At 68.7% G+C, this 17,549-nt stretch carries 16 protein-coding genes; 8 read left to right on the top strand and 8 right to left on the bottom strand.

Annotated elements, in window-relative coordinates:
• Window positions 1-22: 22 nt before the first annotated feature.
• Together ACIBCN_RS14795 and ACIBCN_RS14790 are read right to left on the bottom strand one after the other, a co-directional pair.
• The gene (locus ACIBCN_RS14795) at window positions 23-718 is read right to left on the bottom strand and encodes a response regulator (protein ID WP_396992071.1); all 696 of its coding nucleotides are present in this window, start codon (window positions 716-718) and stop codon (window positions 23-25) included.
• A gap of 31 nt (window positions 719-749) precedes the next feature.
• Window positions 750-2,096: a sensor histidine kinase gene (locus ACIBCN_RS14790; protein WP_396992070.1), complete on the bottom strand. Its 1,347-nt coding sequence runs from the start codon at window positions 2,094-2,096 to the stop codon at window positions 750-752.
• A gap of 159 nt (window positions 2,097-2,255) precedes the next feature.
• On the opposite strand from ACIBCN_RS14790, the gene ACIBCN_RS14785 reads away from it, so the two are divergent.
• The 3 genes from ACIBCN_RS14785 to ACIBCN_RS14775 are packed head-to-tail and all read left to right on the top strand — an operon-like array spanning window position 2,256 to window position 5,822.
• Window positions 2,256-2,576, top strand: a complete 321-nt coding sequence (locus ACIBCN_RS14785; RefSeq protein WP_396992069.1) for a hypothetical protein — start codon at window positions 2,256-2,258, stop codon at window positions 2,574-2,576.
• A 49-nt stretch (window positions 2,577-2,625) separates the two neighbouring features.
• A complete protein-coding gene (locus tag ACIBCN_RS14780; RefSeq protein WP_396992068.1) occupies window positions 2,626-3,333 on the top strand; it encodes an ABC transporter ATP-binding protein in 708 nt (235 codons plus the stop codon).
• Window positions 3,330-5,822 (top strand): FtsX-like permease family protein, encoded by a 2,493-nt coding sequence (locus tag ACIBCN_RS14775; RefSeq protein WP_396992067.1) that lies wholly within the window; start codon window positions 3,330-3,332, stop codon window positions 5,820-5,822. Before ACIBCN_RS14780 ends, ACIBCN_RS14775 begins: the two co-directional genes overlap by 4 nt.
• A 10-nt stretch (window positions 5,823-5,832) precedes the next feature.
• On the opposite strand, the gene ACIBCN_RS14770 is transcribed toward ACIBCN_RS14775, so the two are convergent.
• The gene (locus ACIBCN_RS14770) at window positions 5,833-7,662 is read right to left on the bottom strand and encodes a protein kinase (protein ID WP_396992066.1); all 1,830 of its coding nucleotides are present in this window, start codon (window positions 7,660-7,662) and stop codon (window positions 5,833-5,835) included.
• A gap of 260 nt (window positions 7,663-7,922) precedes the next feature.
• Here ACIBCN_RS14770 and ACIBCN_RS14765 point away from each other — a divergent pair, with 260 nt between their 5' ends.
• Entirely contained in the window at window positions 7,923-8,825 is a 903-nt protein-coding gene (locus ACIBCN_RS14765; protein WP_396992065.1) for a hypothetical protein, read from the top strand.
• 11 nt (window positions 8,826-8,836) lie between these two features.
• Here ACIBCN_RS14765 and ACIBCN_RS14760 read toward each other — a convergent pair whose 3' ends face one another.
• Window positions 8,837-9,502, bottom strand: coding sequence for a response regulator (locus ACIBCN_RS14760; RefSeq protein ID WP_396992064.1), 666 nt, complete (start codon window positions 9,500-9,502; stop codon window positions 8,837-8,839).
• Between the two features lie 42 nt (window positions 9,503-9,544).
• Complete coding sequence (locus tag ACIBCN_RS14755; RefSeq protein WP_396992063.1) at window positions 9,545-10,753, bottom strand: sensor histidine kinase; 1,209 nt, start codon at window positions 10,751-10,753, stop codon at window positions 9,545-9,547.
• 167 nt (window positions 10,754-10,920) lie between these two features.
• Between ACIBCN_RS14755 and ACIBCN_RS14750 the strand changes: the two genes are divergently transcribed.
• Genes ACIBCN_RS14750 through ACIBCN_RS14740 form a run of 3 tightly spaced genes read left to right on the top strand, consistent with a single transcriptional unit; the run spans window position 10,921 to window position 13,618 of the window.
• Window positions 10,921-11,673, top strand: a complete 753-nt coding sequence (locus ACIBCN_RS14750; RefSeq protein WP_396992062.1) for a hypothetical protein — start codon at window positions 10,921-10,923, stop codon at window positions 11,671-11,673.
• Complete coding sequence (locus tag ACIBCN_RS14745) at window positions 11,670-13,124, top strand: alpha/beta-hydrolase family protein (RefSeq protein WP_396992061.1); 1,455 nt, start codon at window positions 11,670-11,672, stop codon at window positions 13,122-13,124. The genes ACIBCN_RS14750 and ACIBCN_RS14745 overlap by 4 nt, the downstream gene beginning before the upstream one ends.
• A 50-nt stretch (window positions 13,125-13,174) precedes the next feature.
• Entirely contained in the window at window positions 13,175-13,618 is a 444-nt protein-coding gene (locus ACIBCN_RS14740) for an SRPBCC family protein (protein ID WP_396992060.1), read from the top strand.
• A 272-nt stretch (window positions 13,619-13,890) separates the two neighbouring features.
• Here the strand turns inward: ACIBCN_RS14740 and gatA are convergent, their stop codons facing one another.
• Window positions 13,891-15,417 carry an Asp-tRNA(Asn)/Glu-tRNA(Gln) amidotransferase subunit GatA gene (gene gatA / locus ACIBCN_RS14735; protein ID WP_396992059.1) on the bottom strand — a complete coding sequence of 509 codons (1,527 nt, stop codon included), beginning with the start codon at window positions 15,415-15,417 and terminating at the stop codon, window positions 13,891-13,893.
• On the bottom strand, window positions 15,414-15,713 hold the full coding sequence (gatC, locus tag ACIBCN_RS14730; protein WP_396992058.1) for an Asp-tRNA(Asn)/Glu-tRNA(Gln) amidotransferase subunit GatC: 300 nt from the start codon (window positions 15,711-15,713) through the stop codon (window positions 15,414-15,416). Before gatC ends, gatA begins: the two co-directional genes overlap by 4 nt.
• A 557-nt stretch (window positions 15,714-16,270) precedes the next feature.
• Between gatC and ACIBCN_RS14725 the strand changes: the two genes are divergently transcribed.
• Complete coding sequence (locus ACIBCN_RS14725) at window positions 16,271-16,921, top strand: amino acid-binding protein (protein WP_014987212.1); 651 nt, start codon at window positions 16,271-16,273, stop codon at window positions 16,919-16,921.
• A gap of 65 nt (window positions 16,922-16,986) precedes the next feature.
• Here the strand turns inward: ACIBCN_RS14725 and ACIBCN_RS14720 are convergent, their stop codons facing one another.
• Complete coding sequence (locus tag ACIBCN_RS14720) at window positions 16,987-17,514, bottom strand: GNAT family N-acetyltransferase (RefSeq protein WP_396992057.1); 528 nt, start codon at window positions 17,512-17,514, stop codon at window positions 16,987-16,989.
• Window positions 17,515-17,549 lie beyond the last annotated feature (35 nt).

Raw genomic sequence — 17,549 nt, 5'->3', positions numbered from 1 at the left:
TAACTCTCGCGACGCCTGCCCGTCAAAGGTTGGATTCTCCGGGTGTCACCACCCCGTGGTCAAACGCAAAGACGATCGCGGCGGCCCGATCTCGCAGCTCGAGCTTGCCGAATATGTGTCCGACATGGCTTTTCACGGTGACTTCGGAAATACCTAGTTCGCGGGCGATCTCCGTGTTCACCCGGCCGCGTCCGATCAATTCGAGCACCTCGTACTCGCGCGCGGTCAGCTCCGACAACCGCGTGTTGGCGCGTGTCGGGCTCGGCCGCACGGTGCGATAGGCCGACAGCACGTGTCCGGTGACCGACGGGTCGAGCCAGGCGCCGCCGCCCGCGACCATCCGCACCGCGCGAATCAGATCCTCGGCGGGCGCGTCCTTGAGGATGAAGCCGGCCGCGCCCGCCCGCAGCGCGCCGGAGAGCAGCTGATCGTCGTCGAAGGTGGTCAGCACCAGCACCGGCGGTGATCCGTCGCGAGCGCGCAGGACGCGGGTGGCGTCGATGCCGCCGACACGTTTCATCCGCAGATCCATCAGCACCACGTCGGGCCGCTGAGCCACCACCGCGGCGAGCACCTCGTCGCCGTCGGCGCATTCGCCGACCACGAATCCGTCGCGGCGCCGCAGGATGCGGCGCAGGCCGCCGCGGACCAACTCCTGGTCGTCGACCACCAGCACGGTGACCGCGTCGTCGGCGCTCGACGGCGATGCCGCTGTCACAGGGACTCCTTCCAGTCGCGATGGTGTCTCATCACGATTCCCGTATCGCCGACGAGCCGCCGTGCGACATCCCGGCCCACGCTGCGCACCCGAACCCCGCGCGAGCCGGAGCGAGCGGAATAGCCACCCGGACCGACCAGCCGCCGTCGCACGGACCCGCGATCATTCGGCCGCCGAGCAGTTCCGCGCGCTGCACCATCCCCGACACACCCATCCCGGCTCCCCGCTGCGCGGGCAGACCGCCGGGCAGTGTGTTGTCCACCGTCAATATCGCCGACGCGCTATCCACCGCGACCTGGATCGACGCGGCGGCACCCGGCGCGTGCTTGACGACATTGGCCAGCGACTCCTGCCCGATCCGATACAGCGCGAGACCGACCGCCGGCGTCACCGCGCGCAGATCCTCGGCGCACACGTAGCGCACCTCGAGCCCGGCCCTGGCGAAATCGCCGACCAGACTCGCGATGTCCTCGACGCCGGGTTCCGGCTGAAGTTTCGACGGCCGCGCGTCGAGCAGCCCGACGGTGCGCCGGATGTCGGCCATGGCCTGCCTGCCCAGTTTTTCGGCCTCGGTGAGCGAATCCACCGCCTCGTCTACCTCACGATCGGTCTGCAGGGCGTGCCGCGCCGCGGTGAGATGCAGCAGGGTGATGCTCAGCGAGTGCGCGATCACGTCGTGCACCTCGCGGGCGATCCGGCGGCGTTCCTCGTCGGCGGCCTGGGCCGCGCGGATGTCCTGATAACCACGTTCCTGATAGAGGAATCGGCGTTGATACTGCAGCAGCAGCCCGGCCATCCAGCCGAACGCGACGGTGACCAGCACGGTGACCAGGTAGGTCGGCAAGCCCTCGGACAGATGGCCGTACATGTCGAACAAGACCAGTTCGAGCATCATCGCGGCGGTGATCGGCACGCTGACCCGCAGTCCGGTGAGCGCCGCCACCTCGCCCGCCGCCGCGACTAGCACGAACGGCGCGAAGTCCGGCGAGACCGGTTGCAGCAGGAACAGCGCCTCGGCCCCCATCGCGAGCAGGGCGAGGGTCACCGGCCGCGGTATCACCCCGAGGAACGCGTACATCGGTCCGAAGGCGGTGGTCAGCAGCACGGCAAGGATCGGAAGGGCGGTCGGGAAGTAGCTGTGCCGCTGGATCGCGGCCACAATGGCGACTAGGCACACCGCGATATCGACCACGAAGATGACCGACGGCGGATAGTCGAAAGGGAGTTCCTCGACCCGGCGCTGGAACACAGTCACCGGGTGTCGGGCGAACTCGGCGACGCGGTCGCCGGAGCGGCGCAGACCGAGCACCACGCGCCGGTACGCGCGGGCCACCAGACTCGATGCACGCGCCGGGGTGGGCACGCCGATCACACCCATCCGGTAAGGCTAACTGCCCGGTCCTGGCCCGTACATCGTTCCGGGAGCGGGTCGTTTCTCCTACCGTGGGCGGAGATCGATTCGGGTCTCCGGCACGAAGACAGCCGGACCGGCTCGGCCGTAGCGTGAGTCGCAGCGTCACACGGAAAGGCGAGGCTCATGTCCTGGAAAGATCAGCACGCCCGCACCGAAATTGTGCACACCGTCCTGGCTCGCGCCGCCGTCGATCCAGCCGATCCACGGCTGTTCACCGAAATCCCGGAGCTGGAGCGGCTGTTCGGCGGTGCGGACGGAGTGTTACTTGCCCTGCGCTATCGCTGGAACATCCATCTCGACGCGAAGCTGGATCAAGCGCTGGCACAAGGACAGTCGGCGATCGATGCTTACCTCGAGCTGGCCGCCGAGCAGCCGGTGCTGCGCGCCGTCCTGGATGCACAGTATCGTCGCCGCAACCATGAGGCAGCGGTGCTGGCGCGATAAGTGCGCGACACTGAACTGGTGACCGACCGAACAAGGTGGGGGGACAACGATGTCGAATACCGCGATGCTCGAATTATCCGGGGTGACCAAGGAATATCGAGTCGGTGAGCAGACGGTCCGCGCGCTCGACGAGATCAGCCTGCGGATCGAACCCGGCGAATTCACCTCGATCATCGGGCCTTCCGGCTCGGGCAAGAGCACGCTGCTGCACCTGCTCGGCGCCCTCGATACCCCGGACGCGGGTTCGATCCTGTTCCAGGGTGAGGAGATCGGGTCGCTCGACGATGAGCGCCAGTCCGAGTTCCGCCGCCACCGCGTCGGCTTCATCTTCCAATTCTTCAACCTGCTGCCCACGCTGTCCGCGTGGGAGAACGTCGCGATCCCGAAGTTGCTGGACGGCACCGGGTTACGCAAGGCCAAGCCGCGCGCGCTGGAGCTGCTCGACCTCGTCGGGCTGAGCGATCGGGCGAGTCATCGGCCTGCCGAGCTGTCCGGCGGTCAGATGCAGCGGGTCGCGGTGGCCCGCGCGATGATCATGGATCCGCCGCTGATCCTGGCCGACGAGCCCACCGGCAACCTGGACTCCAAGACCGGCGCCTCGATCCTCGAATTGCTAGGCGAGATAGCCGGATCCGGCAATTCGGTGGTGATGGTGACCCACGACAACGACGCGGTCGCCCATTGCGACCGGGTGATCACGTTGCACGACGGGCGGATCGGCTCGAACGATCGCACCGAGCGATCGGTCCGCGCGTGATCGGCGCCGCATGGGATCGACTGCGGCTGTTCAACGTCGGCGAACTGCTCGGGCACCGCGGGCGTACCACCATGTCGCTGGTGGTGATGGGGGTGTCGGCGGGCCTGCTGGTCGCGGTGCTCAGCATCTCGGGTTCGGTCACCGGGTCGGTGGACCGGCTCACGCACAGCCTCGGCGGCCGGGCCGCGCTCGAGGTCACCGGCGTCACCGACGCGGGCTTCGATCAGCAACTGCTGCCACGGATCGCGACCGCGCCCGGGGTCGAGAAGGCGGTGCCGATGCTGCGCGCGCAGATCGGCTCGGGTTCCGATCGGGCGCTGCTGATCGGGGCGGACCAGAATATCGGCGCGCTGGGCAGCGAGCTGGCCGGGCCGATGACGGCGCAGATCGGCAAGCTGCTTGCGGTGCCCAACGGCGTCCTGGTCGGTGCCGCGATGGGGCACGCGGAGGGCGAGCGGTTCACCCTCGGCTCCGGAACCGTCACTGTCGCGGGGATTCTCGACAAGGCGACCTCGAAGCAACTCAACGGCGGCCATCTCGTCGCGGCACCGCTCGGACTGGCGCAGCAGGTCACCGGGCGGGTCGGGCGGCTCGATTCCATTCAGATCATCCCGGCGCCGGGCACCCCGGTCGACACGTTGCGTGCCGAACTCACCAAGGTCGTCGACGGTCGTGCCGTGGTCGCGGAGCCGAGCCTGCGCACCGCGCAGGCGGGCGGCGCGGTGCAGCTGGTGCGGTACTCCACCATGATGGCTTCGGTTGCGGCGCTGATCGTTTCGGCCTTTCTCATCTACAACGCGATGAGCATGGCGATCGCCCAGCGCAGGCCCATGCTTTCGCTGTTGCGCGCGATCGGCGGCAAGCGCGGGCCGATGGTGCGCGACCTGCTCGCCGAGGCCGCGCTGCTCGGCGTGCTCGGCGGCGGCGTCGGCGCGCTGCTCGGAATCGTCATGGGGCGCATGGCGATCGGCCAGCTGCCCGCCGCCATCGTGTCGTCGGTGGAGGCGCGCACCGAGTACCTGGTGCCCGGCTACGCGATTCCGGTCGCGATCGGCGCCTGTGTGGTCGCCAGCGTCGCCGCGGCCGGCCTGGCCGCGCGCCAGGTGTACAAGGTGGAACCCATCGAGGCGCTGGTACCGGTCGGCGTCGGCCGCACCGACGTGACGAGCCCGCTGCTGCGCTGGGCCGCGACCGTCGCGGGCCTCGCGCTGGCCGCGCTGGCGATCGTGATCGCCGAGTTGGACCTTGGCCGCTATTCGCTGGCCGCCATCTCTTCCGCGTTCACCGCGGCCATCGTGCTCTGTTTCGCCGCGACCGGTCCACTGGTCCGGGCCGCCGCGGCGACCGCCCGCCTGTTCGGCGCGCCCGGTGCCCTCGGCGCGACCACGCTGGAGCGGGCGCCGCGCCGGGTGTGGGCGACCGCGATGACCGTGCTGATCGGCGTGGCGGCCACGGTCACCATGGGTGGTGCGTCGCGCAACATGGTCGACTCCGCAACCGCCTCTTTCCAAGACCTGGCCAAGGATGATCTGTACATCAGCCCCGCCCCGATAGCGGAGTTCCCGACGGGTCCGCTGCTGCCCGCCGGACTGGTGGACCGGATCGCCGCGGTCCCCGGCGTCGAGCGGGTCAGCCCGGCGCAGATGGCCTTCGCCACGCTCGGCACCGGAAGGGTGATGCTGCAGGGCTATCCGGCCAACGCGCGCGAATCCCAGATGGGCAAGCTGGACGACGCGGTCGTCGCACAGCTGTCCGCCGGTGATGGCGTGGCGGTATCGCGTGATGTGGCGAAATCGCTCGGCGTCGGAGTCGGCGCCCAGCTGCGTTTGCCGACACCCACCGGCGAACACACCGTCACTGTGCGGCAAGTGATTCCGTACTTTTCGGCGGTATCGGGCGTGGTCATGATGGACGTCGACGTGCTGCGGCGATGGTACGAGCGGCCGGGCGAGACGGTCGTGACGGTCGACTTCGCGCCCGGCGCCGACCACGCGGCGGTGCAGGCCGCGGTGCGGCAGGTGGTGCCGCCGGAGATCCACGTGGATACCGGCGCGGCCGCGGTCACCGCTGTCTCCGCCAGCATTCGGCAGGGCTCGGCGATGAGCAACGCCATCCTCTGGATCGTGGTGCTGGTTGCCACGGTGGCCCTGTTGAATACGTTGATGCTGTCGGTGCTCGAACGCCGCAGGGAACTGGGCGTGCTGCGGGCGATGGGCACGAACCGCAAGTTCCTGATGCGCTCGGTGCTCGCCGAGGCGGCCGGGATCGGATTGGTCGGCGCGGCACTGGGTCTCGTCGTCGGCGCCGCCGTGCAATACCTGGCCACCGTCGCCATGGCGCACGCGCTCACCATCGACATCGTCTATCAGCCGAGTCCGATGCTGCTGGTCTACGGTTCGGCAGCGCTCACGCTCGCCCTGCTCGGTTCGATACCGCCCGCACTGCGCGCGGGCCGGATGCCGATCGTGGAAGCGCTGGCCGTCGACTGAATTCCGTTGGCTACAAAGGCAGGTCCGCGAACCAGGCCTTGAACTTCTGCTGCGTCATGCCGAATCCGGAGTCCGGTTGGCTGTCGGTGAGCGTCACCTTGGCGAAGAACAAATAGCTCGACCGCGCCGGATCGGCGTCGAAGCTCACGACCAGGAACCCGTCCGGGAAACCGCTTGCCGACTTCTGCCACCGGTACGTCGGGTAGGACTTGCCGCCGTTGCGTTCGGTCGCCTTGGTGTTCGACGGCAGGTCGCGCACAGCCGCTTTGGCGTCGTCGGGCGTCTTGAAGGCGACCACGATGAAGTCGGGCTCGTTGATCGGGACGCCCCAGCAGTTCCAGCCGGACTGCCAGTTCGGGAAGTCGGGGGCGTTGTCGTCGCTGGATATTTTTCCGCCCGCCTTGGCGGTGTCCAGGAAGCAGGTCTTGTCGTGATAGCCCTTGCCGCTGCCGATCCCGAATTGGGTGTCGACGCCCTGCGGGAGAATCTTCGGGAAGGCCTTGGCGACGGCCGCCGGATCCGCGGGCGTGCCCGATCCGGGTGTCTTGCCGAAGTCCAGTGGCGACGCCGGATCCGACTTTCCCAGTTTCGCTATCGCGATTCCGGCGACCGCCAGCACGACCACGACGATCAGCACGAGTACCACGATCAGGCCCGTGTTCGAACGGCGCGCGGGCGGCGGGTAGGCCGGGCCGGGGTTCGCCGGGGCATAACCCATCGGCGGCGGCGAGAAGGATTGCCCGGCAACGGGGTTAGGCGGCGAGTAACCACCGCTGGCCGGGGTGAACGACGGTCCGGCAACGGAGTTCTGTGCTGGCGCGGAATAACCGGCGGACGGAAACTGCTGCCCGGCAACCGGGTTCGACGCGTACTGCGGCGGTGCCGCGTAGGTAGGGGCCGACGTGGCGTAGTTCGGCGGGTACTGGCCTTGGCTCGACGGCTGGGCGAGCACCGTCGGGGCCGGCGGCGGGGTGTACGGCGTGGCGGGCACCGGCGCGGTGAGCGCTTGCCGTGCGGCGGCGGCGAAGTCGAGGCAGGACGCGAACCGCTGGTCGGGACGTTTGGCCATCGCCACCGCGATCACCGTGTCCAGCGCGGGCGGCAGGCCCGCCCGCCGCGCGGCCGCGGACGGCGGCGGCAGCTGCAGGTGGCCACGGATGATGTCGGCCGGTGCGGGCGAGTCGAACGGCGCTATGCCGGTCAGCAGCCAGAACAGCGCGCACGCCAGCGAGTACTGATCGGAACGGTGATCAAGATGCGCGCCGGTCATCTGCTCCGGCGACGCGTAGGCCAGCGTCGCCGTGAACATCCCGGTCTGCGTCAGGTGCGTGGAATCCTCACGCAGCCTGGCGATTCCGAAGTCGGTGAGGAACACCCGCTCCTTGTGCCCGCCGCTGGATCGGGCCAGCATGATGTTCGCCGGCTTCACGTCGCGGTGCAGCACGCCCATGCCGTGCGCGTAATCCAGTGCCCCGGCAACGCCTTCGATGATCTGCACCGCCCGCTCCGGCGGCAGGTTGCGCGGGGTCACCGTTGCCGCGTCGACGCCGTCCACGTACTGCATGGAGATCCACAGCTGATCGTCCTCGGTGCCGCGGTCGTACACCGCGACGATGTTCGGATGATCGAGTTGCGCGGCCAGATCGGCCTCCCGCTCGAACCGCGCCCGCACCTCGGTATCGGTGAACAGCTCCCGGTTGAGCAGCTTGAGCGCGGTTTGCCGTGGCAATCTGGGATGGCGAGCCAGGTACACCGATCCCATGCCACCCTGACCGAGCAGCTTCTCGATGGTGAACCCGGCGAAAACCGCACCGCTGGTCAGCAACACAATCCCTTCCATCGAACCGCGGCCCCCGGATGTCACGTCCGAGCGCGTCATACAGAGCTTGGAGCATAGCCGGTAACCCCGTGGCCACGCGGTTTCGAATTCTCGGGGAAAATCGGTGAAACTATGGGAGAGACATCATGGTCACGTCAACGAAGTACGGCGCGTTCATAATGGCCTTACGCCCGGTTACCGACCGGGTCGGACCGATGAGCTAAATTTTGCACCGCCGACTGACAGCGATGACACGCAGTGATGGGTGGTGGGGAGGACGCGTGGTGAAGTCGACGGGTACCGGTGCTGCGTTGCGCGGTGTGCTGCGCGCCACGGCCCTGGTCGCGGTGTTCGGCCTGACCTCGTGCGCGCTGCTCCCCGGCGACCGGCACAAGTCCGACCGGCCCGCGGTCGTCGTCGATACCGCCGGATCGTTCCGCCCTGGCCTTTCGGTGTCCATCCCCGATTCGCTGGCCGCCGACTTCACTCAGCTGCAGCCCTCCCTCGGCGGCCAGGTCGGCCTGGCGATCATGCCGGTCGGCGGCGGCCGGATGACCATCTTCGGCGACTGGACCAGCGGCATCGCCTGGTCGACCATCAAGGTCCCGCTGGCCATCGCGGCACTGCGGCACGACTCGGACACCAGCATCTTCGAGGACGCCGAGGCCGCGATCACCGTCTCGGACAACGATGCGGCAGAGGAACTCTGGCAATCGCTCGGTGACGGGCAGGCCGCCGCCGAGGCGGTGCAGGAAGTGATCGACGAGGGCGCCGACTCCACCACCACCGTGGCCGGGCCGCGAACCAAGTTGGACTACACGGCATTCGGGCAGACCGAGTGGACGCTGGCCAACCAGGCGCGGTTCGCGTCCCGGCTGCCGTGCCTGCCGCAGACGTTCAAGGTGACCGAGCTGATGTCGGAGATCACCCCCGATCAGTCCTGGGGGCTCGGCACTTTGGCGGGCTCCGCGTTCAAGGGCGGCTGGGGACCGGACGACGACACCGGCATCTACACGGTCCGCCAATTCGGCGTGGTGCCGACGCAATCCGGCATGGTCGCCGTCGCCCTTGCGGCACAGGCCGATTCGGGCACCTACGAAGACGCCACGGCCATCCTCAGCCGGATGGCCGTGCTGCTCGGCAGGCACCTGGCCGAGCTGCGCGGCGGCACCTGCGCGCAGTGACGGGCCGCGCGTCAGCCCGGCGTGACCAGACCTGATTCGTAGGCCAGCACCACCGCCTGCGCGCGGTCGCGCAGGTTCAGCTTCGAAAAGACCTTGGAGACATGCGTTTTCACGGTCTGCTCGGCGACGAACAGCGACTCCGCGATCTCGGTGTTGGACATGCCCTTCGCGATCAGCTCCAGCACCTCGCGCTCGCGCGGCGTCAGCGAGGCCAGCGCGGGCGCGGGCTTCGCGCGGGTGGCGGAACGGCGGCGGGTGACGTCGGCGATGAGGCGCCGGGTGACGGTCGGGGCCAGCAGGGCCTGACCGTCGGCGACCACCCGGACCGCGCGCACCAGCTCTTCGGCGGGCGCGTCCTTGAGCAGGAACCCGCTCGCGCCGATGCTCAGCGCCTCGTACACATAATCGTCGATGTCGAACGTGGTGAGCATGAGCACCCGCACCGGCGGGTCGAACCCGGCGGCCAGGATCAGGCGAGCCGCGTCGAGTCCGTTCATCTCCGGCATCCGCACGTCCATCAGGACCACGTCGGGGCGCAGCCGCTTGGCCTCGGCCACCGCGATCTTCCCGTCCGACGCGTCCCCCACCACGCTGATGTCAGTCTGGGCGGCGAGCAGGGCGCCGAAGCCCTGCCGCACCATCGCCTGGTCATCAGCGATCAACACGGTTATTGCCACAGCCCTACCCTAAGCGGACGCGGGCGCGGCGAGCGAGACGGCTCAGTTACCGGCTTGACCGAGCAGCGCCGGGTCGAGTGTCACCGACTGGCTCAGCGGAATGCGCGCGTGCACCTGGAACCCGCCGTCGGCGCTCGGGCCCGCGGTCAGCTCGCCGCCGACCGCGACTGCCCTGGCCTGCATGCCCGCGATGCCGTGCCCGCCGTTGCCGACGGGACGTGCCACCGTGGCGGTGGGGCCGTTACTGACGACGAGGTCCACGATCGGGCCGACGCTCAGGTGCACCTGGATCGATGCCTCCGGCGCGTGCCGTGACGCGTTCGACAACGACTCCTGGGTGATCCGGTAGAGCGCGAGACCGGCGGTGTCGGGGACGGTCTCCAGCACACCGTCGACCGTCCAGGCGATCCGCACACCCGCGCGCAACGCGCCCTCGAACAGGCTCGGCACATCGGCGGCCTTGGGTTGCGGCGCGTGCTCGGGTGCCTGGCCGTCGCTGCGCAGCACGCCGAGCATGCCGCGGATCTCGTTGAGCGCCTCCCGGGCGGTAGCGCCGATGGATTCGAATTCGGCACGGGCGGCAGGGGTTACCCCCTCCACCCGGTAGGGCGCGGTCTGCGCCTGCACTACCACCAGCGACATGTGATGCGCAACCACGTCGTGCAGGTCGCGGGCGATGCGGGCCTTCTCCTCCAGGATCGCCCGGCGGGCCCGCTCGACCTCGGTCACCTCTTCCTGCTGCATCAACTGCTTGCGCGACTGCACCAGCCAGCGCACCAGCAGGCCGAACAGCACCACCGCGCCGAGTGCGATCGGCCAGCCCCACACCGAATTTCCGCCTGCCTCGCTCGCCATCGTGGTGCCGAGCAGCAGCGACGTCGCGGCCCAGGCCACACCGATGATCGGCACCGTCCCCCGCACCGCCACCGCGAGCAGCAATACGAACAGCGTCAGCACATGCACGACCTGGATCGGCATATCGTTGTTCGGCTGATGCGGGATGGCCAGGGAAATGAGCAACCCGGACCCCGCCGAGATCGCCCAGCCGAGCGCCGGGTTGACCCGGACCAGCAGCACCGGGAACGCGGCAAGGGCCGCGATGAACGGCTGCACCGCGACCGGCACCGCATGGGTGAGGTGCAGCGTCGGCCACGCCACCGCGAAGAAGATGAGGGCGACGATCACCGTCAAGGCGTCGAACCGCATCCGTCCGCTCATTCGCTTGTTCCGGGCACGGATCTGCTGCTTCATACCTACGACCCTAGAAAGTCCAGCGTGCTGCCACGTCATACCCCCGGGTGATTTCGTACCCCGTACCCAGGTGCGAGGCCGTGACCGGGCTCCCCCGGCGGCATGGCCACCGATACCGCTCTCCGGCGTGAGGCCCGCGAGCGGGGCGGATCCCTAGCTTGTAGATCATGAGCACACCGACCAACGCGAGGTCCGCGGCGGCAACGAGTTTCGCGATGCGGCGCACCGCGGCACTGACCGCCGTGGCGTTGACCACCATGGCGGCGGGCGTCTTCCTGGCGCCCGCGCCGCAGGCCGCGGCCGCGAGCGCACCGATCGAGAGCAGCATGGCCAGCGCGGCGGTCGCCGAGCTGACCTCGGGTGGCCCCGGCTCGACGGCCGCCATCTCGGACGACTTCACCGCGCAGTTCGGCTATCGGCCGAGCACCGTCGACGGGTTGGTGGTGAATCCACGGGGTGACTGCTCGTCACCGGTGACCCTGCCCGCCGAGTTCGAGACCGCGTGCAAGGCGCACGACCTGGGGTACGACCTGCTCCGCTACGCCGAGCAGCGCGGCGAGCCGCTCGGGCCGTGGGCGCGCCAGGCGCTGGACAACACCCTCGAACGGCATATGCACGAGGCTTGCGACAGCCGGGGCGATTCGTTCTCGCGGGCTCGGTGCAATGCGATGGCCTCGATCGCTTTCACCTTCGTCGATCTGAATTCGCGGCGACAGGGATATGGCGCGCCGGTCGTCGAGTCGGTTTTCGGTGCGGCCGACGCTGATTCGGCGACCAGCTGGACGATGCTCGGAGTGCTCGGGGCGGGCATGGCCGGTCTCGGGGCGGTGCTCACGGTGCGGAACAAGAAGCGGGTTCGACCGGTCGCCGGTTCGGGTCGGGCGCTGAATGGTGCTGCGGTGCTGGGGGTTCAGCGATGACGAGCACGCATTCGAGGCCGGTCGGTGTGGGTACGACGTTCGGCTTCGATGATCTGCGGGCGCGAACTGCGCTGCGTGACGATCGTCGGCCGAAGTGGGCGATTGCCACGGCATCGACTGCGGTACAGCGCTTCTCGCGGCCGCGGATCGGGTCGGCGCTGGCGTTCGGGGCGGGCACGCTGGCATCGCTGGCGCCGGGGCTGCTGCCTCGGACGCCGGATGCGCAGGCGGTACTGACCGGATTGCTGGTTGCGCTGACCTTGGGTATCGCGGGGATCGTCCGATTCGTGCTGCGGCGCTGGGGTTTCGATATCAATCAGCGGTTGCCGCGGGTGCGGCAGCCGTTGCTGATCGTGATGTCGGCATTGGTGATCGGCGCGGCGGCACTGGCCGGACATTGGCAGAACATGGTGCGAGCGGCGATGAGCACGGCGCCGATCGGGGCCGATTACTGGCCGCGGTGGCTGATCGAGGCGGTGCTGATCACCGGCGTGTTCGTGGGGTTCTCCCGTGGGATGGGTTGGGTGCTACGCAAGTTGGGGTGGGCGCGTGGGGTTTCGCTGGTCGCGGCCGTGGCGGCGTTTCTGTACCTCGTCGCGACGCCCATGGTGGTCGGCTGGCGGCAGACGGCGTATGCCGGCGCCAACGCGGCACTGGATCCTGCTCTGGTGCAGCCGATCTCGGACGCCTCGGGTGGTGCGGAGTCGGCGGTGCGCTGGTCGTCGCTCGGTGCCGAGGGACGAAAGTTCGTCAGCGGTGCGGGACCGGCTCGGGTCTACGTCGGGGTGGAGTCGGCGCCGGATCTGGAATCCCGTGTCGCGCTGGCCGTTCGGGAGCTGGATCGCACCGGCGCCTTCACCCGGTCCAACCTCGTGGTGATGGTGCCGACCGGTTCCGGCTGGATCGACAGCAACGCCGTGCGCGGCTTCGATCAGCGCTTCGGCGGCGACGTCGCCCTCGTCGGCCTGCAGTACTCGTACGCCCCGAGCTGGGTGACCTTCGTCTTCGGTCGCGATGACGCGGTCACCGCCGCGCGGGCGCTGTTCACCGCCGTCGAAAATCGAATCCGCACACTCGACCACAAGCCCAACCTCTACCTCTACGGCCAGAGCCTCGGCGCCATCGGCGGCAGCTCGGTCTTCGCCGACGACGCGGACCAGGATCGCCGCACCTGCGCCACCCTCTGGGCCGGCCCACCCGCCGGACAGGTACACCGCGCCGGCGCGACCGTACTGGCCAACAGCTCGGACCCGGTAGTCCACTGGTCCCCCGCCCTACTCTGGCGCGCCCCCGCCCTGACCGGCGCCCGCCTGGACGCCCCACTGCCCCGGTGGCTCCCGATCCTGAGCTTCGTCCAAACCACCGCCGACCTACTCGCCGCCCTCAACGCCCCCGCAGGCCACGGCCATCGCTACGGCATCGACCAGGGCACCGCGATGGGCACGTGCTGACAGATGCTCCGCGAGATCAACAACCCTTAGAACGTGTTCTAATTGGCGGCATGGCCTTTGTCATCGACGCCACCGTGGACATCGACGCGCCCGCCGAGCTCGTCTGGCAGGTGCTCACCGACTTCCCCCGCTTCGGCGAGTGGAATCCGTTCGTCAGCGAATGCAGTAGCTCGCTGGTCCCTGGCGAGCCGATCGACATGCTGGTTCACCTCGGCGCCCGCCCCCGCCGCCAACGCGAATTCATCCGCTCGCACACCCCGGGCCACGAACTGAGCTACGCCATGAAGCCCGTCCCCCTCAACACCCTGCACAGCCTGCGCTCCCACACCCTCACCCCCCTCGACACCAACCGCACCCGCTACGAATCCCACTTCGAACTCGCGGGCTGGCTACACCCCGTAGTGGTCGCTCTACTCGGCAAGCACCTGCAACGCGGCTTCGCCGCCATGACCACAAGCGTCAAAGACCAGGCCCAATACCTCCGCACCACCTGACCCCCGCCACCACCGGCAAAATCCGCACTTTTTCTAGGGAGCCGCACCCGGACCAGGGCCCTATTCCGAGTGCGGGATCCCAAGAGGGAGTGCGGATTTCGATGTTCTGCGGCACGGTCGCAGACCTACGTCGAGGACGTCTGCGAAGTCGCATCTGCCCTCGCGGGCATCAGCCAGGACTGCTTCGCACACCCCGTCGAGACTTCGCATACGTGTCAGCTAGCTGGCCGGTGTGCGAAGTCTCGAGCAGGTGTGCGAAGTTCGACGACCCGTCAGGCGATGGGGCCGCGGGCGGCCTCGTAGGCCGCGCCGACGCGGTACAGGCGGTCGTCGGCGAGGGCGGGGGCCATGATCTGGAAGCCGACCGGGAGGCCGTCGTCCTTGCTCAGCCCCGACGGGACCGACATGGCGGGGTGGCCCGCCAGGTTGGTGGGCAGGGTGCACAGGTCGGACAGGTACATGGCCAGCGGATCGTCGACCTTTTCGCCCAGCTTCCACGGGGTGAACGGGCTGGTCGGCGAGACCAGCACGTCGACCTGCTCGTAGGCCTTGTCGAAGTCGCGCGCGATCAGCGTACGGACCTTCAGCGCCTGGCCGTAGTACGCGTCGTAGTAACCGGCCGACAGCGCGTAGGTGCCGATCATGATGCGGCGCTTGACTTCCGGGCCGAATCCGGCGGCGCGGGTGGCCGCCATGACCTGCTCGGCACTGTGCGACCCGTCGTCGCTGACGCGCAGGCCGTAGCGCATCGCGTCGAAGCGGGCCAGGTTGGACGACACCTCGGACGGCATCACCAGGTAGTAGGCCGACAGCGCGTATTCGAAGTGCGGACAAGACACTTCGATCACCTCGGCGCCGAGTTCCTTCAGCACCGCGACCGCGGCGTCGAAGGATTCGAGCACACCCGGCTGGTAGCTGTCGGAGTGAAGTTCCTTCACCACACCGACTTTCACACCGCTCAGGTCACCCTTGGCGCCTTCGCGGGCCGCGGCGACGACCGGTGCCACCGGCACGTTGCGCGAGGTGGAGTCGCGCGGGTCGTACCCGGCGATCACCTCGTGCAGCAGCGCGGTGTCGAGCACCGTCCGCCCGCACGGGCCGCCCTGGTCCAGCGAGGACGCGCAGGCGACCAGGCCGTAACGCGACACCGTGCCGTAGGTCGGCTTGGTGCCGACGGTCGCGGTCACCGCGGCGGGCTGACGGATCGACCCGCCGGTGTCGGTGCCGATGGCCAGCGGCGCCTGGTTCGAGGCCAGCGCGGCCGCGGAACCACCGCCGGAGCCGCCGGGGATGCGGGTGGTGTCCCATGGGTTACGGGTGGGGCCGTACGCGGAGTTCTCGGTGGACGAACCCATCGCGAACTCGTCCATGTTGGTCTTGCCGAGGATCGGGATGCCCGCCGCGCGCAACCGGGTGGTCAGCGTCGCGTCGTAGGGCGATACCCACCCCTCCAGGATCTTCGATCCACAGGTGGTCGGCATGTCGGTGGTGGTGAATACGTCCTTGAGCGCCAACGGAACTCCGGCCAGCGGCGACGCGGGCGCGGCACCGGAGCCGATCGCCGAATCGACCGCGGCGGCCGCTTCGAGCGCCTGCTCCCCCGCGACGTGCAGGAACGCGTGGTACTCGCCGTCGACCGCGCCGATCCGATCCAGATGTGCCTGGGTGACCTCGACCGAGGACACCTCGCCGCCGTGAATTTTGTCGGCAAGCTCGGCAGCAGAAAGCGTGGTCAGGTCGGGCCCACCCGTCTCCCGGCCACCGCCCCCCATCGGATCGCTACGCGATGCGGCGTTCATTCGGCCTCTCCCAGAATCTGCGGAACCACGAACTTCTGCTCCTCGGCCGCCGGGGCGCCGGACAGCGCTTGCTCCGGGGTCAGGCAGGGCACGACCACATCGGGCCGGGTCACGTTCGTCGTCGGGTTCGGCGACGCGGTGGCCGGGACATCGGCGGCGGCGACCTCGGAAATGGTCCGCACGTGGCTCAGGATCGAATCCAGCTGACCGGCGAACTGATCCAGTTCGGCTTCGGACAGCGCGAGCCGGGACAGCCGGGCGAGATGTGCTACCTCGTCACGGGAGATGGCGGGCACCGCGGGACCCCTTTCGGCTTCGGTGTCAACAGTGGGGATCGCGTCGCAGGGACGCAACAGGATACGGCCCACCCGAAACGGACACGCCATATCCAACCGGTACAGCCTAGCCACCGCCGCCGACCCAACCCCCGCCGCCCATGCCTCGGCCCACACGATCACGCCGCACGGCCGCACCCGGATACCGCTACTTCGATGCAGGATCGGAGCTGCGATATCTCGACCCCAGCGCGATCGCGACCTAGGGACACAAAGGAATACGGCCTAATCGCCCGAACATCGCATATCGGACGCAGCCTAGCCACAACAGTGCGACACCGGACGCTCATGTCCGAACCCGGCGGTAGGCTTGGCGGGCCGCGCACGGCAATGATTCGGTCGATCCGGTTCGACGACACGGTTTCCCAACTAGCTCGACACGCCGTATTGTCACGAAATCGCCGCGTGGCGTACATCACTGGCCGTACTTCGAGTCGTTTACCGGGGCGCGGGGGTGTAAGTATTGCGTGACCCGGGTATCCGTTCAGAGCCTCGGCCGCCCTAGGAAAGGAACGCACGTGTCGTATCTGCTCCGCGTGCAACTTCCGGATCGACCGGGAAGCCTCGGTGCCCTCGCGCTCGCACTCGGCTCCGTCGGCGCCGACATTCTCTCGTTGGACGTGGTGGAGCGCGGCGCCGGTTTCGCCGTCGACGACCTGGTCGTCGAGGTGCCGCAGGGCGCGCTGCCCGACACCCTGATCACCGCCGCCGAATCGATCGGCGATGTGCGCGTCGACTCCATCCGCCCGTACTCCGGCGTGCTGGACACCCATCGCGAACTCGAACTCATCGACCAGGTGGCCAGCGCCAAGGACGACCGGCTGCAGGTGCTCGTCGACGGCGTGCCCCGGGTGCTGCGCGTCGGCTGGAGCACCATCATCGACATGGGTCCGCAGGGCGCCTACCGGGTGGTCGGCAGCCCGAGTGCGCCGGAGACACAAGCGGGTTCGGCGCCGTGGATGCCGTTGGAGAAGCCCGCCATCCTCGATCCCGAATCCGAGTGGGTCCCCGAGATCTGGCGCGACATGGATACCAAACTGGCCGCCGCACCCCTGGGCAACACCGGCAAGGTGCTGCTGCTCGGCCGCCCCGGCGGACCCGACTTCCGCCCGTCGGAAGTGGCTCGACTCGGCTACCTCGCCGGCATCGTCGCCACCGTCCTCGGCTGACTTTTCGCGGTCGAAATATCGCACTCCCAACGAGACAACCGCACGAACAGCGGTGCCGTTGGGCGTCAGTTCTGGAGGTCCAGGCGCAGGACGGTGAGTAATTCGCCCGAAGGGGTGTGCCAGTCGCGGTCCGGTGTCGGGACGAAACCGAAACGGTCGTAGATGCGGCGTGCATCGATCATGGCGGGCATCGTGGTGAGGGCTACGGCGTGGAACCCTTCCGCCTTCGCGATGTCGATCACGGTGCGCACCAACGCCGTTCCCGCACCGAGCCCACGCGCCGACTTCGACACGGCGAGCATGCGGAACTCGAGTTCGCCGGGACGCGCGATCTCCGCGTAGGGAGTACCGGGGCGGGCGACGGTGAGCGAGCCGACGATCCGGTCGGCGTGCGTGGCCACCAGGAGTTGCGCGGAGGCGCCGCGATGCGCGGTGTCGGCCAGCTCGGCCGCGTACGGGGTGTCCGCGTGCACGAAACCGTCGCCGACGTAGACCTCGACGGTCAGCTCACCGATCGCCGGGTACTCGTCCGGCCGGGCCGTCCGGATCACCAAACCCGCGTTCTCGACACCGATACCTGCCTTCGCATCCATACCTGGCATGGTGCCATTCGACGTAGCACGGTCTA

This window comes from Nocardia sp. NPDC051052 (assembly GCF_044456045.1).
Classification (GTDB): domain Bacteria; phylum Actinomycetota; class Actinomycetes; order Mycobacteriales; family Mycobacteriaceae; genus Nocardia.
The sequence above is the reverse complement of the archived record's forward strand: the minus strand, read 5'-3'. Positions and strand labels throughout refer to the sequence as shown.